8 protein-coding genes are annotated in these 16,454 nt (G+C 44.6%); 4 read left to right on the top strand and 4 right to left on the bottom strand.

The window, feature by feature from the left end:
- Positions 1–193: 193 nt before the first annotated feature.
- The gene (locus OSCI_RS05835; RefSeq protein ID WP_007353948.1) at positions 194–1,393 is read right to left on the bottom strand and encodes a glycosyltransferase; all 1,200 of its coding nucleotides are present in this window, start codon (positions 1,391–1,393) and stop codon (positions 194–196) included.
- Positions 1,394–1,773: 380 nt separating this feature from the next.
- Between OSCI_RS05835 and OSCI_RS05830 the strand changes: the two genes are divergently transcribed.
- A complete protein-coding gene (locus OSCI_RS05830; protein ID WP_007353947.1) occupies positions 1,774–4,098 on the top strand; it encodes a GumC family protein in 2,325 nt (774 codons plus the stop codon).
- 343 nt (positions 4,099–4,441) lie between these two features.
- Here OSCI_RS05830 and OSCI_RS05825 read toward each other — a convergent pair whose 3' ends face one another.
- Positions 4,442–5,050: a LysE family translocator gene (locus OSCI_RS05825; RefSeq protein WP_007353946.1), complete on the bottom strand. Its 609-nt coding sequence runs from the start codon at positions 5,048–5,050 to the stop codon at positions 4,442–4,444.
- 68 nt (positions 5,051–5,118) lie between these two features.
- Here OSCI_RS05825 and msrA point away from each other — a divergent pair, with 68 nt between their 5' ends.
- The 3 genes from msrA to OSCI_RS05810 all read left to right on the top strand — a co-directional run bounded on the left by msrA (position 5,119) and on the right by OSCI_RS05810 (position 10,440).
- Entirely contained in the window at positions 5,119–5,796 is a 678-nt protein-coding gene (gene msrA / locus OSCI_RS05820; RefSeq protein WP_007353945.1) for a peptide-methionine (S)-S-oxide reductase MsrA, read from the top strand.
- A 243-nt stretch (positions 5,797–6,039) separates the two neighbouring features.
- Positions 6,040–6,648 carry a DUF3318 domain-containing protein gene (locus OSCI_RS05815; RefSeq protein ID WP_007353944.1) on the top strand — a complete coding sequence of 203 codons (609 nt, stop codon included), beginning with the start codon at positions 6,040–6,042 and terminating at the stop codon, positions 6,646–6,648.
- A 486-nt stretch (positions 6,649–7,134) separates the two neighbouring features.
- Positions 7,135–10,440 carry an EAL domain-containing protein gene (locus OSCI_RS05810; protein ID WP_007353943.1) on the top strand — a complete coding sequence of 1,102 codons (3,306 nt, stop codon included), beginning with the start codon at positions 7,135–7,137 and terminating at the stop codon, positions 10,438–10,440.
- Between the two features lie 59 nt (positions 10,441–10,499).
- On the opposite strand, the gene OSCI_RS05805 is transcribed toward OSCI_RS05810, so the two are convergent.
- Positions 10,500–13,298 carry a family 10 glycosylhydrolase gene (locus tag OSCI_RS05805; protein WP_007353942.1) on the bottom strand — a complete coding sequence of 933 codons (2,799 nt, stop codon included), beginning with the start codon at positions 13,296–13,298 and terminating at the stop codon, positions 10,500–10,502.
- 357 nt (positions 13,299–13,655) lie between these two features.
- On the bottom strand, positions 13,656–16,355 hold the full coding sequence (locus tag OSCI_RS05800; protein ID WP_007353941.1) for a DEAD/DEAH box helicase: 2,700 nt from the start codon (positions 16,353–16,355) through the stop codon (positions 13,656–13,658).
- Positions 16,356–16,454: the final 99 nt, after the last annotated feature.

Here is a 16,454-nt window from a genome sequence, read left to right as displayed (position 1 = left end):
AAGAATTAGCAATTAATAGGATTTACGTAGTCTTGACGTAATCTAGGGCTTGAGATTGCTTGCGCCTAGTCAAGCGCTACGCGCAGGCTACGCCAATGCAATGACAGAAAATTATAGCAGAATGCGTAAGTCCTGAATTACCAATTACCAATTAGCCATTAGCCATTAGCCATTAGCCATTAGCCATTAGCCATTAGCCATTAGCCATTAACGCTACTAATTTCTTCGCCTCCACAGTAACATCGTGATTTTGAGCAATGCGATCGCGTCCTACTTTACCCATTTTTTCTAGTAATTCTGGTGGCGATTCTAAAGCAGCCCGCATTGCTTCTGCTAGTGTACTAACTGAACCGGCGGGAACTAACCAGCCGCAGACACCAGGTTCAACTAACTCTGGGATACCCGCGACATAGGTAGCGATCGCAGGACGACCCAAAGCTAAGGCTTCCATCAGCACTACTGGCAAACCTTCAGCAAAACTCGGTAATACCAGAGCTCGCGCCGCCAGAATTTGTTCCTTAACTTCCGCACCTGTCGCCCAGCCAGTAATTTCTATATATTCTTGCAGATTGAACTTGGCAATCAAAGATGCGATCTCCTCTCTGAGTGCGCCATCACCTACTAATATCAACTTAAATTTCAAGCCGGAAACTGCTAACTCATGGGCAGCTTCTACTAATAGCAAGTGGCCTTTCTGTTCGCTAAGCCTACCAACACAAACTAAGCGAGGTTCCTGCGGTATGGGAACCAGCGGTTGAGTCAAAAACTCAGCATCTACTCCGCAGTGAATGATATGAATTTTAGACCACTGAGCGCGATCGCACCATCGGCATAACTGACTTTTGCCGAAAGAACTCACCGCCACCACAAAAGCCGCACTCTTAATTTTTTCATCTAAGGCTAAAACCGTAGCCTTATCAAATTCTTCAGGGCCGTGAACAGTAAAACTGTAGGGAGGGCCGCCTAAAACGCGACACAGCATCGCTACAGTTGTAGAATTTGTCCCAAAGTGAGTGTGAAGGTGTGTCGCACCCACATCTGAAAGCCAACCCAGGAGCACGCAGGCCTCCGCTAAGTAAGCAAAATGGCGCAAAATGCCCCTTTCTGAATGCCAGCCAACCCGGAACATCAACACTAACGCCCTGAAAAATCGTAGCGGCTTAGTTGCAGCAGTCCATAACAGGCTCCAGAGTAAGCCTAGCATTCCAATTTCGAGGACGGTTCGAGTCAAATCTTCCTCTACTTTATCTGCTCCATCTACAAGTTCAGCGTCGCAAGAACGGATGGAAAAACGTGCAACTCTACTAGCACAAGTTTCGACTGCGACAATCTCTCTACGGATGAAACTATGACTAACCTTCGGGTATTGATTAACTAAATAAGCAATTGTCATGCCTATTGCCAGGAGAAATTTGCTGCAATGCTGAGCTTAAGCGGCACTGTGCAGTTATGTTAGCATAGTATATGCTCTACCAATATCCTGCACAATGCTAAAAAAATTTGAAGCAAAAGGGGTTAGAGTTGGGAGGCAATTAGAAAATACTACGTTTGGTGATTTTAAATCGATCGGAAGTCTTAAAAACGATCCTAGATCGTAAGCTGTACCCATCTAACTTGCATCTCACTAGCGGGTATCCCACATACCACATAGATTTCATAGTTGAGCTAGATGTAAAGTAAATTTTTTAGAGGTGACACCTAGTAAACTTTTGATTGATATAGGCATTTAAAGGCGTAATTGAGTGACAGGACAAATAACCATCAGAGGTGAACATGGAGACAGAACAGGGAGATAAAATTGTATCAATTGGTAAACGAGGCCGACAATTTCAAGAATTACCTGTCGTCGATACAGATGAGTCTAGTCCCCAGCCTCAAAAAGGATTAAATTTTGCCCCATTTTTGCGGACATTCCGGCGAAAAGCATGGCTAATTCTTGCGATTACAACTTTAGTCGCAGTTGGGGCAGGATTTTATATCAAAACTTCTAAAAAAACCTATCAAGGAGATTTTCGGCTTTTAGTAGAACCTGTGACTAATGAAGCTAGAATTGCTGAACCTTCCACCCTCGCTCGCAGCGACTCGGCAGTGCCAAGTCGAGATATTTTTAGCTTGGATTACCCCACTCAGCTTGAGATTCTACAGAGTCCTCAAATGCTTAATGCGATCGTAGATCGGATTAAAACTAAATATCCTAAGTTTACCTACGAAGAGTTCCAAAGAGGATTACTGGTAATCCGCGTCGGCAGTAATCTGCTTGACCAAACTAAGATTATTGAAGTTCGGTATCTGGGACAAGACCCAGAGATGGTACAGTTTATTTTAGACGAAATGGCTAAGAAATATTTAAAATACAGCCTTGAAGAACGGAAAAGCCGTATTGGAGAAGGTGTTAAATTTATTGAAGATCAACTTCCCGGCTTGCAGCAGCGTGTAAATGACCTTAAATCAAGGTTACAGCAATTGCAGCAGCAGCAAAGAATCAGCGATCCGAAAGTGCAAGGAGAAGAATTACTCACCCAAGTTCGCACCATTGAAACTCAGGAATTAGAAACTCAAAGGCTATTGGAAGAACAGAGATCGCTTTATGCTAACTTGCAGAAACAATTAGATTTTACCCCCAATGAAGCTATTGCTGCTTCCGCCTTGAGCGAAGAACCTCAGTATAAAGAATTACTGGTAAAGGTGAAGGAAGTAGAAAGTCAAATTGCTTTAGAATCGGCGCGGTTTAAATCTGCTAATCCCCTGCTAGAAGCTCTAGAACGCAAGCGAGCCAACTTGTTAGATTTACTCAATCAGCAAACCCAGCGAATTATCGGACAGAACTTAGGAGTTGATGCCAACAATTCTAAAGTAATGAGATTTCAAAATTCGATTCGCGTAGGACTGATTAAACAATTAGTTGATACCGCTAATCAAATTCAGGTTTTAGAAGTTCGCAATCAGGCAATATCACAGGCCAGAGACGATTTAAACCGACAAGCCAAACTATTTCCGGCGGTGGCTCGTCAGTATAATGAATTGTCGCAACAGTTGGAAATTGCGACTAAAACCCGCGACCAACTTTTGACTCAGCGAGAAACGTTGCGAGTGCAAGCAGCTCAAAACCAAGTGCCTTGGGAACTGATTTCTAAGCCTCGGATACCTCTCGATCCCGCTGGAAATTTAGAGCCGGCTCCCAGTAAAGCTAAAAACAAATTTGCGATGGCGGTAGTGGGTGCTCTAGTATTGGGTATGCTAGCTGCTTTGTGGATAGAAAAGAGACGCAATATTTTCTACGTAGCTGAGGATATTAAAGATGCAATTCAATTACCGATGTTAGGGGTAATTCCTTTAGATAAAGATTCTGAAAAATTAGCGCGCGACTATCGGAATGGTTATGCTTCTTTAGTCAGCAACGATCTCGCTAGCAGGAGTTCATCTCCATTTTTAGAAGCTTTTGATGCTCTCTACACTAATCTCTGTTTTTTATTCTCAGACCGTCAGATTGGCTCCTTAACTATTGCTTCGGCTGCACCTGGTGATGGCAAATCTACTGTAGCTTTACATTTAGCTGAAGTTGCGGCTCTTGCTGGTCAACGAGTGCTGTTAGTAGATGCAAATTTGCATTCGCCAACGCTACATACTTTATTGGATTTACCCAACTTTAGAGGTCTGAGCGATCTACTTTGTAATAAGCTGGAGCCAAATGATATTATTCAGCGATCGCCTCTAGCTGATAATATGTTTGTGTTGACGGCTGGGATTCCTTTGCCGGGTGCTGCTAGACGAATGAGTTCTAGTTTTATGGCGCATTTAATGGAGGAATTTCAAACAAAGTTTGATTTAGTGATTTATGATACGCCCCCGCTTATTGATGCTAAAGATGCTAATTTTATCGGGGCGCGGACAGAGGGGATCTTGATGGTTGTGGCTGTTCTCAAAACTAAGAATTCTGTAGTTAAGCAAGTTCTCAGTCAATTAGAAAGTTTTGGCATTCCCTGCTTAGGAGTAGTGGCTAATCATGTGGGGAAAAATGCTAAATCTAAAGGGGAAAAAGCAGTGGTTTTAAAGCCTTCACGTCAAGTAGGTTTGTCCGCTCCTGCTCCCCAAGAATAAGTTTGTTAGTTGTTAGTTGTTAGTTGTTGGTTGTTGGTTGTTAGTTGTTAGTTGTAGTTGTTGGTTGTTATACCAAATCCGGGTTTACTACCCCCTTTATTGTCATTGCGAGCAAAGCGAAGCAATCGCAGAGACCTTGCGATTGCTTCGCTTTGCTCGCAATGACGGATTATTATTAATAAAGGGGATAACTAACCAGGATTTGGTATTAGTTGTTAGTTGTTAGTTGTTGGTTGGGTGTAAGCAAATTAAATGTAAGGTGGGCGCTCGCCGCAAAAAGCCTGTAACTTATAGCTATAGGTAGTTGTCGGCGAGCGCCCACCCTACAAATCTACTAATCAGCTTAACCTAAAAGGGCAATAATGCCAAATACAATAATAATTAATCCTGAAATTCTATTAATCCAGATTAAAGAGCGATCGTCAAATTTTTTCCTGAGTATACTAACCCCAGTGCTGAGTAGTAACCACCAAAGAGCAGAACCTAAAAATACTCCCAATACTAATATTCCTGAATCCAGATAATTGCTGCCAGCACTAGCAACTCCCAAACCAGCAAATATGGCAGCAAAAGATAAAATTGTCAAGGGATTAGTAGCAGTTAAAAAAAATGTTGAGGCATAAGCACCAATAAGTCCTTTACCTGTGGCTTCGGCTGCGGACTGTGCGGGTTTTGCCAGAAAAGTTGTAATACCTAAATAGCATAAAAAAATGCCGCCGATAATTCGCAACCATACTTGCTGACTAACTAAAAAGCCGGAAATAAATGTTAATCCAAATCCAGCAATCGAACCGTATAAGCCGTCAGCCGTAGCTGCTCCCAAACCTGAGATTAAGCCAACTGCGAGGCCTTGAGCTAAAGTGCGGCGAATACAAAGCACTCCAATGGGGCCGACAGGTGCAGCAATTGAGAAGCCAACGATTAAACCTCTAGAAAAAAAACTGATGTCCATTGGAGCAATCCAAAATAAGTTCTATTACGTATTACAAACAGATTCACCAAATTTAATATTGTAACTCTATGGCAATTCGCATTTTGACTCTATCTCGTTACCTAGTAGGCAGCTTGTCGATAATTTTACTCACGGCTGCACTTGCTGGTCGTGCGTCCCAGACTAGAATACCAGACCCGGCTGCTGATATCTCGATTTCGATGGCAAAGGGCAAACAAACTGCCGTTTTTGCTGGAGGGTGCTTCTGGGGAGTAGAAGCTGTTTTTGAGCATCTGAAAGGGGTTTCTGCTGTCGTTTCTGGTTATTCTGGTGGCAATGAAGCGACGGCAAATTACGAATTAGTTAGTGCTGGGGAAAGCGAACACGCTGAAGCAGTGGAAATTACCTACGATCCCTCGCAAATATCTTACGGACAGCTTCTAAAAATCTACTTTGCTGTCGCTCACGATCCCACAGAGTTAAATCGCCAAGGGCCGGATGAGGGTACTCAATATCGTTCTGCGATCTTTTTTACAAATGATGAACAGAAGCAAGTCGCTTCTGCTTATATTCAGCAACTCAATCAGGCGCAAGTTTTCAGTAATCCGATTGTTACTCAGTTAGTTCCCTTAACTGCTTTTTATGCGGCTGAGGATTACCATCAAGATTTTGTGGCTCGTAATCCGAATTATCCCTATGTGGTTGCCCATGATTTGCCGAAGTTGTCTCAGTTGCGGGAACAGTTTCCCGATTTATACAAGAAGTAAGTTTAGCTAATTATTGAAAAGCCTTTTGTTTCCATGTCGGGAAGCAAGAGGTTAAATATTTTTAAAGATTGGTTTATATTAATCAATAATTATGTATTGTTCGTAATTAGCAATTATAGCAACCGTCAAGGCGGTTAGGACGTTCTGATTTCCTGCCATCATAGATTCTATTCCCTTCTTCCCCTAGCCCTAGCCCCTAGCCCCTAGCCCCTAGCCCCTAGCCCCTAGTTATACGTAAAAGCTATGAATCCTGAACCAGAAATTCGCCGCCTCTTAGATATCATGCCCGCCTCTGGTCGCATGATGGCTAAAATAATCAGCAAACCGCAGCAAGCAACAGTGATTGACAGCCCTTTTCCGCTGCCTTGGAAGCCGGAACGTTTGATTTACGTCAATTTTGACCTATGGCGGCGGTTGTCGAAGCCGCAGCGGGATTTGTTGATATTGCGGACTCAGGGCTGGTTGTGCGCTGTGAAGTGGTTTAAACCAGAACTTTATCAAGGCGTTGCACTGGCAGGGATTTTAGGTGCGATCGCTCAAGGAGTTCAGGGGGATGCGGTGGGGGTTGTGGTTGCTGGTGGTCTAGCGGGGCTAGGCCTGACTCGTATTTGGCAATCGAGTCGCAGTCCTCAATTAGAATTAGAAGCCGATGAAACTGCTATTCGGGTTGCGGGGCGGCGAGGCTATAGCGAAACGGATGCTGCTCGGCATTTACTCTCTGCCATTGAAGCCGTCGCCCAGATTGAGGGGCGTGGGAGTTTAAATTTCACTGAGTTGATTCGTTCTCAAAATCTGAGGGCGATCGCAGGTCTGTCCTCAGTGGGAGTGCCAGAGACACTTAGGCAAGACTAAGGCTAAAGTAGTAGGAACACTTACTTGAGATTACTTAGATTGGCAAACTCTCTGGGACAGAAATTACCAATTACTTACGTAGCTCTGCCCTGTGGGCGGTTCTTTTACCGCTTCACCTTGACGGTGTGACCAAGGCAGTCTCGACAATAATCTTGGGGTGTAAATAAGGTGTTATGGGCAATATCAAATCCGGTTGCAAAGTCATTTTACAGGAAATCTAGCAAACCGAAATGAATTGTAAAGAATTTGTAAGGGTTATGTCCTCCTGTACTTGTCGCGATCGAGGGACAACGACAAGGGGATTGCTCCCTACAGCCATTGTACTTTAATCCTGCTATCAGGGAATTACTGGTAAGTAAGTAAGTAATGGTCAATTCAAAATGAAAATTAAATATTAAATATCAGTTATACTCATATTTAATATTTAATTTTCAGGGTTTGATATGAGTTGCAATCGCTCAATGCAGTCTATCAGGAAAAAACTCCATGACATTGCGACACAAAATATTATTAATCTTTGGCGCGACTCTAGTCAGTCTAAATTTGGTTCTCTACGCAGCTTCATCCACTATCTTGCTCAATCGATTCAATAAACTAGAAAAAGAGCGCGTCCGTCAGAATGTCGAACGGGTGATAGAGGCATTAGCTAATGAGCAAAATCAATTAAATAGCATCGCTCAAGATTGGGCACCTTGGGATGAAACGTACTCCTTCATTAAGGATGCTAACAAGCGCTACATCAAAGCAAATCTTGACGATCAGACCTTTGGCAATCTCCGGCTCAATATCATGCTGTTTCTCAACAGCAATGGTCAGATTGTTTTTAGTAAAGGTTTTGATTTACAAAAGTATCAAGCCGAACCCATTCCTCAGAGGATACTTAACTATATCTATGCCGATTCAGCCCTGCTCGCTCACCATAATTTCAGAAGCTGCCATACAGGAATTGTAATGCTCTCAGAGGGATTGGGCAAGCAGGATGAAACGGCGGAGACAGATACTAAGGAATTGCCTATACTGATGGCTTCTTGCCCAATTTTGACTAATAAATATGAAGGCCCCATTAGAGGTACGTTAATTGTCGGGCGCTATCTAGATCGTACTAAAATCAAGCGCATAGCTCAGCAAACTGAATTTTCAATTAGTACCTATCGACCAGAAAACGGTATGCTGAAAGATGAGCAAGTGGGTTCTATCTTGAAACTTGATGAATTAAGATTACCCCGGCTTAATTCCGTAAAAACTTATGCAGAATGCTCTGCTTTCAATGCTAACTGTCCAATTACTGTGCAGTCTTTAAGTGCTGATGCGATCGCAGGCTATGCAAAACTTAAAGATATCTACGGAAAAGAATCATTGTTATTGCGAGTAGAACTTCATAGAGATCTTTATAAACAAGGTCAAGCCAGCCTGCGTTATTTTACTTGGTCGCTTCTGATCGGCGGTGCAATTTTTGGTCTGGTTGGCATAACTGTACTGGAAAAGTTAATCCTATCGCGATTGGCGTCTTTGAGTGCAGGCGTGAAATCAATCGGTTCTTCAGGTAATCTCTCGCAACACTTAAAAATACCTGGTTCCGATGAATTATCAAGTTTAGCTACGACAATTAATAAGATGTTGACTCAGCTAGATTTCTCTCAAACCGCGTTACGGGAAAGTGAAGCTAAGTTTCGCGCTGTGTCGGAAGCAACTCCAATTCCAGTAGTGATTACTCGTGCTAGCGACGGTGTACCGCTGTATCTTAATGAATATACTGCCCTGACTTTTGGGTTGGATCGTGAAGAACTCTTACACCATAAAACCTCAGAATTTTACTATGATTTGGCTGAACGGGAAGCTTTGCTAGAAGCTTTTATGTGTCAAGGATACCTGCGAAATTACGAGGTTCGCGCTAAGAAGGCAGATGGGACACCATTTTGGGTTTCAGCTTCCCTGGAGGCCTTGATGTTTGATGGGGAAGCGGCAATTCTGAGCGCTTTTTGCGATATTAGCGATCGCAAACAAATTGAACAAGCTTTATTTCAAGAAAAAGAACTCGCGCAAGTAACATTACAATCGATTGGGGATGGCGCGATCGCTACCAATGCACAGGGTGAGGTTCAGTCTCTCAACCCCGTTGCCGAAATCCTCACTGGTTGGCAAACTGAAGAAGCCAAAGGTCAGCCCCTAAGTGAGGTATTCCAACTGGTAAATGAAACCACTCGCGAGGTAGTAGAAAATCCCGTTACAGCAGTATTCCGAGAAAACCGGATAGTTGCCACCGCGACAAACATGGTTTTGATTGCTAAAGATGGTCGGGAATTTGCGATCGATCATTCCGCCGCACCAATTTATGCCAGTTCCGGTCAAATTATGGGAGCGATTTTAGTCTTTCGGAATGTCACGCAAGCGCGGAATTTGTCACGCCAATTAACATGGCAAGCTACTCACGATCGTCTCACTAGATTAATTAACCGCCACGAATTTGAACGGCTGCTAGAAGAAGCCGTTACTAGCAGTAAAACTTTAAATCAACAGCACGTTTTATGTTATTTGGATTTAGATAGATTCAAAATAATTAACGATACTTGCGGTCACGCAGCCGGTGACGAATTGCTGCGTCAAGTAACAGGCTTATTGAAAAGCAAAGTCCGAGAGACAGATATCCTAGCGCGTTTAGGCGGAGATGAGTTTGGTTTGTTGCTTTATAAATGTTCAATAAATCGTGCCCTCCAAATAGCTGATTATTTGCGAGAGCAAATCCAAAATTTTCGATTTATATGGGATGGAAAAACATTTAGTATTAGCGTTAGTATCGGTTTAGTTGCGATTGGGAGTAACGATCGAGAGATTGCCTGCCATGTTGGATCTGCGAATGTATTAAGTGCAGCCGATGCCGCTTGCTATGCAGCCAAATCGAAAGGTTGCAACCGCTTGCACCTATATAAAGCTGATGATAGTGACATGGCTAGACAATTTGGCGAAACTCAATGGGTAGGGCGAATTAATCAAGCTTTAGAAGAAAATCGCTTTTGCCTCTACTCTCAAACTATTGCACCTCTGACCTCAGATTGGAGCGAAGGAGTACACTATGAAATCTTACTACGGATGTTGAATGAAGCCGGAGAAATAGTAGCTCCGGGTAGCTTTATGCCTGCTGCTGAACGCTACAATTTAATGCCAGCAATTGACCGTTGGGTAATCCGTAAGTTATTTTCTAGTTTAGCTAATTCTGGCTTAAGGATGGGGAATCCTAAATTTAATGGTAAGGCACAAATCCCCCTACAAAAATCTCTTTATGCTATCAATTTGTCTGGTGCAAGTATTAATGATGATACTTTCATTGAGTTTCTGCAAAATCAATTTACATTTTACAGAATTCCACCGCAAATCATCTGTTTTGAAATTACTGAAACCGTAGCAATTGCTAATCTTAGTAAAGCTGTACAATTTATTCAGGAACTTAAGAAGTTAGGCTGTTGTTTTGCTTTAGATGATTTCGGCAGTGGTATGTGTTCCTTTGCCTATCTGAAAAATTTACCAGTTGATTACTTAAAAATTGATGGATATTTTGTTAAAGATATCGCCAACGATCCTATTGCTGACGCAATGGTAGAAGCAATCAATCGCATCGGACATATTATGGGTATTAAAACAATTGCCGAGTTTGTTAGTAACGAGACCATCTTACAAAGAATTAAAGAGATTGGAGTTGATTACGCACAAGGCTATTTCATTACAAAACCTCAACCTCTGACGGAAATTCTATCAAATCTGATTGCATCAGAATTTTTGTTAACTGTTAACTGTTAACTGTTAACTGTTAATTGTTAATTGTTAACTGTTAATAGGACTGATGCTCATATCTTTATTCATCTCCGGTTCAACTCCACTCTCTCCCCATAACGTAATAGCATCTCCAAACTTGCCAAACGATTCTGCCAAGTTTGAACCTGATAACTATTCTCCATAGCATGAAGCCGCATTGAATTTTTAAACTGAGATTCAAAAGCTCCTAACAACCTCCTAGCATTCGCTAACTTATCCCCAGAAGGATTAGCAGCCAAAGCACTCAAAGCCTGCGCTAACTCATCAGATTGAGAGCGTAAACCCTTAAGCTCAGAATCAGAAATTCGCAGTTGATTAGTAGCTAAAAGCAAACTCCATTCCTGCTTTAAGGCAGTATAGCGAACAGCAGCAGCCTCAAAAGGTTGACGATAAGGAATAGGCCCATTTGCAGACTGAGAACGCACAGGAGTTTGACCTTGAGTGCGACTAAAAAAACTTTGCAAATTATTAGTAATCGTCTCAACAGCAAAAATTGAATAACCCCCCGTTGGCAAATCTCGCAAAGCTTGAATTTGGTCAATTGCCACAATTTCAGGTAACTGCAATAACTTCACTGCTGGAGCAATTAAAGTCGGGCCTAAATTCTGTTCCCTCGCTAGGGGTTGTGCAATCCGTTGGAGTCTATTAGTATCCAAAGCATAAGTCATCGGCACAACTAAATCCACATCACCCCGACGCGCCCAAACTTCCCAGTTTTGTTGAATCTTATAAATCCGCTGACTTTCTGGGTGAGGAAAGACTGCTGCTGACAAAATTGTGCCAGGATGATTCTGTCGCAAAAACTGGGAAACTTCAGCGACAAAACTATTAATTTGTTCGGTTTTAAACTCAGTCCACTTACGCCATAAATCGCCACTATCGGGAGAAAGTTTAACCGGATCTACACCTGCGATTTGCTGGAATTGTTCGCGGGCGGCTTTCCCATAACCAAAACTAAAACCCAAATTTGGGTCTTGAAAAGGATAGCGAATGTAATCCAGTTGTAAGCCGTCAACTTTGTATTTACTGGAAATTTCCCCAATTATTTGTAGTAAATAACTGCGGGCTTCTTTATTGGCAGGATCGAGGTAAAATTTGCCATCATTGACGTGCTGGCGGCGACCTTGATTATCTATATTTGCCCAATCTGGATGAGCCGAAAGTACCGGCCCGGGATAATCCCCAGGGAGTCCCAGCAAGGCATTATGCCGCTTATTTCCAGTAGCAAAAGCCCAGATCCAAGCGTGCAACTCTATACCCCGCTCGTGGGCTAATTTCACAGCAGATTCCAGTGGGTTCCACCCAACTATTAGGGGATTTTGTTGCGGTGCAACTTGAGAGGGATAAATAGGATATCCAGCATTTAATGTTTCAAAGAAAACTGTATTGATGCCGGCTTGGGCGAGACGGTCAAAAATTGCGGCTAATCCTTGCTCAGAACCAGCTTTGACAATACTGCCTCGATCTAGCCAAACGGCACGAATTTCTGCGCCGGCTCGTTGTCCTTCTGTGGGGTAGTTTCGCCAGAGTTGTTGACGCGCTTGTAACCATTGTTGCCTAGCGGCGGTGTAGTTTTGGGCTGCGATCAGGCGATCAAACTCTTGTAGCACTTGCTTCGCCTGTGCGATCGCACCCGCAGCGGCCCCTTCTATAACTGGAGGCCTAGTAGCAACCCCACCACCCATATTGTTAGTCGCCGCTACCAATTGGGGTGCAAAGTTTGCAGCGTTGAGGTTGATAGCTACATTCGCAGAATTAGCCGCGATCAGAGAGCTTTCAAACCTACCCAAAAGATTTGTGAGTTCTTGGCGCATCAAGTACGCTTCGATGGTGCTGATGGGCTTATTAGCACTCGCTTCTACATCTAAACCAGGGGGTGCTGACTGTTCTGAGGGATCTGTGAAATTCTCTGGAACAGGCCCAGATGGGGATGGGGGGGATGGGGGAGATGGGGGAAATAGGGTAGATGGCGGAGAGGGATTAACTGGTGTAGAGCGAGAAATTCTCCCCTGCTCCTCTGCTCCCCCGCTCCCCTGCCCCCCCGCTCCCCCGCTCCTCTGCTCCCCCGCTCCCCCGCTTCCCTGTCCCGATCTTGCTACATCGGTTACGGGACCAACAGCGCCGCCCCATCTGGTTAAGGATGCTTGCATCCAAACTCGATCTAACTCTGGCGATCCGTCTGTACCCCAGCGCCAACCTAAATAGGTAGCGCGATCGCTAGCAACTACTGCTGAGGAACCGTCGCTCTGTTTCCAGATCGCAGCGGTTTGACTGTTCATATCAGCGGGAATTAATACGCCACCTTTGACTGTGGCGTTGGCTTGCTCAGGTGGAACCCAATTAGTAGAAGTTTTACAAGCAATATCTCGACACCGTAACCGGGGTTCAGGTGTTGTGGCTTGAGTTAAGGGAAAAGCCCAATAAGCGCCTAAGAGCGATCGCAGTGATTGTCTGACTAAAGCTGGAGAACTTCGCCCCACTGGGCCTGTAGCAATTAATCGCCCTCCCTGTTTCATCCACTCTTCAATTGCTTTAACTTGGACTGCACTAAGGGTTTCAATGTTGGGCAAAAATAGTACAGAAACGCCGGCTAAATCCGCTGCACTTTTGATATCTTCGAGATTAATTGGTTTATAACGGCTAATTCCGCTTTCCCAAAGCCGTGTTGTAATCTTAATCCAATCAGCAGAATTGTCTGAGCTGCGAACTACACCCAAGACTGATTCTGCTAACCCTGGAGAGGGAAATAATACAAGTAAATTAATTAAGCTACTAGCTAAAGTTCCTAATAGCGCAGGTACGAGCAGTCGCGTTTTTCTAGCCTGAAGGCGATTATCAGGCATTATGTGAAACTTCTTAAGCTGCATTGGTATCAAAACTCATCAACACACCACTTGGACTAATTGTTAACTGTTAATTGTTAACTGTTAGTTGTTAGTTGTTAACTGTTAGTTGGAAAAAATAAATTAACTAACAATATCGCACTCCATCGAACTCACTTAATATTAAGACTTCTGCACATTTTACGTAACGCCGCCTTCTAGGCGGTGATGTTACCGCCTAGAAGGCGGCGTTACGGATGATTTTGCGTAAGTCTTGTAATTGTCAAATATTAACAACAAACAACCAACAACAAACAACCAACAACAAACAACCAACAACTAACAACCGACAACTAACAACTAACCACTAACTATTATTCAATCAACCCCTTCATTAACAGGAAAGCGGTCAATTAACTGCATAGCGCGATAGGCATTGCTTCGCAAAGACTCAGATATATAAGGTACGTGAGGAACTTGAGATAAGAAATCTAAAGTCCGGCGCAAAATCCGCACCACATCGCCTTCATCTAAACTCGTGTTGGCCACAATGTCAAGCCATTCTACGCCAAGAGCCCATTGTTCTACCAAAGTGATGATTTCACGCTCTAACCAGATAGGGATTGCTACGTCGTGGCGATGCTGTACTTGGAATACTCGCCGCCGCAGACCTCGCTGTAAATTGTCTAAAGCTTCTAAAACTTCGGGGGACAAAGTGTAGCGAGTCCAACTGTCTGGCCGAGAAACTTCGGTGACTAAGCCGGCACAAGCAGCAGCTAAGTGATGGGGGTCAAGTTCGTTAAATTCGCCCGACATTAGGGACAAACCTAGCCACAATTCATTATCACCGCGAATGGCAGCGCAAGCTTTGCCTAACATTGTTGGCATTAAGCCATCTAAGCAGCCAAAGCTTTGTAAGATGGCGATTAAATTGAGAAATTCTTCCCAGTAGCGAGCACGTTTTTTTTCTAGCTGCTGTTGGCGATCGCTAATTTCTTTGACCAGCGATCCGCGTCTGCGTTGTCGTTTAAGCAAGCTAGCGGGGTTTCCCCATTCGTGGAGGGGGTGATTTTCTAGCTGTTGTTCTAGTGCGGCTATGCGCTGCTGCTGTGCGATCGCTTCTGGGGGCGGTGTGGGCGTGGGCATTTCTGGAATTAAACGTGCGATCGCGGCTGTATCTTCATTCCCCAGCCGACACTGGCCCAATCTCATCGCCATTTCAGGGGGAACGCCCAAACTATCCACCACACTCAAGCGCGGAATTTCGGCATACAAGCCCGCCACGTCGCTAATTGCCACAACATACCAGCGATTATCTCTACCCAAACATACCAAGTAAGGAGCTTGACCAGGCCCCGGTATTTTGGCAACTAATACCGCTGGTAAAGCTGGTGCTTGGGGTCGTTTAGCTGTCGGGACGTGCTTACCTTTGAGACTAAGCACTGTGCCAATTACAGCAAAAGCAACGGCAACGGCCATATCTTTAAGCCGTATTTCTTCTGCCTGTTGCTCTAAAGTTTTTAAGATCCGCTTTTCTTCTTTAACTCGCCCTTGCAATTTTTCATAATTGGCGAGTAATTTCTCTAGAGAGGCGATGTTTTTGCCGCTGGAGTCTAACTGTGCCTCGATCGCCCCTAATTCCCTCTTGAGGATGTCAATTTCTGCTTGTTGGGGCTGCAAGTGCAGAGTTGATATATACTGCCCAAAACTGCGTTCTACAAGCTCTTTAGCTTCTTCCAGAGTGTGAGTTTGCAGCAAGTTCAATACCATGCCATAGCTAGGGGTAAACTGGCTGGAAAGGGCATCAGCTCCCGCTGTCGCTAAGTAAGCGGCTTCTTTTGCCCCTTCAAAGGGTGTTTGCACGGTAACAACGTATCCCACCTCATCCATCCCCCGTCTGCCAGCTCTACCCGCCATTTGTAGGAATTCGGAAGCATTTAACAGGCGGTGTCCCCTGTCTGTGCGTTTGGAAAGGGTGGAAATTACTGTGGTACGGGCGGGCATATTGATCCCGGCGGCGAGGGTTTCGGTGGCAAATACGACTTTAATTAAACCCATGCCGAAAAGTTCTTCAACTAATCCTTTCCAAGCGGGCAAAATGCCTGCGTGGTGGGCTGCTACGCCTTGGTAGAGGGGTTCTACTTGTCCGGCGCGACGGGCTTCTGGATTGCGTTCTAAAAAGTCGTCCACAATCCGGCGGAGTGAGGCCGATTCTTTCTCCGTTACTAGGGACAAATTGCCCATTTCGCCAACGGCGCGATCGCATCCTTTGCGACTGAAGATAAAGTAAATTGCTGGCAGCATATCCCTTTGCTGCAAGCCAGAAAGAATGTCTGGCAAATTAGGGACGGGGATATTGCCTCTGGTTTCTTTTTGCTGCTTTTTTTTGGGTACGAGGCGGGCGTTGACTTTTTTTGTGCCTGCTTCCAGGAGGGGAAAGAGGCCTTTTTGATTGGCAAAGTGAAATTGCAGGGGGACTGGGCGGAAGTCGGAGTAAATTAACTCTGTAGGGCCGTGTACTCTGCCAATCCAGTCTGTAAGTTGGTCGCTATTGGCGACTGTGGCGGAGAGGGCGACGAGTTGAACTTCAGCGGGACAGTAGATGATCGATTCTTCCCAGACTGTACCCCGCTGTCTGTCGTTCATGTAGTGACATTCATCTAAGACTACGGCTTCCACCCCCGTGAGAGATGTGCCGACTTCACCGATAGGGGTTCCGTAGAGCATATTACGGAAAATTTCTGTTGTCATCACCAGGATGGGTGCTTCCCGGTTGAAAGACATATCACCTGTGAGTAGCCCTACCATGTCTTGACCGAATTGGTGGCGGAAGTCGCGCAGCTTTTGGTTCGAGAGGGCTTTGAGGGGAGTGGTGTAAAAGACGCGCTTGCCGCGATTGAGGGCGCGGTAGATGGCATATTCGCCAATGAGGGTTTTGCCGGAGCCTGTGGGGGCGCAGACGACGACGGATTTGCCAGCTTGAAGGGCTGCGATCGCCTCTTGCTGGAAATCGTCTAGTTCAAAGGGAAATAATGTCTTCAGATCCAGCTCTTGGCTGTTCTGGGGGGGGTACGGCACGTTTGATGTGTTTGCAGGGTGAGTGTGCTTGCATCTTGCTGGTTGCAAGGTAGCACAGGACTGTTTTTATTGTAAGCCTTTGCAACCAATTAGGAGCTA

Origin of the sequence: Kamptonema sp. PCC 6506 (assembly GCF_000180455.1) — a bacterium.
Lineage (GTDB): Bacteria > Cyanobacteriota > Cyanobacteriia > Cyanobacteriales > Microcoleaceae > Kamptonema > Kamptonema formosum.
The sequence above is the reverse complement of the archived record's forward strand: the minus strand, read 5'-3'. Positions and strand labels throughout refer to the sequence as shown.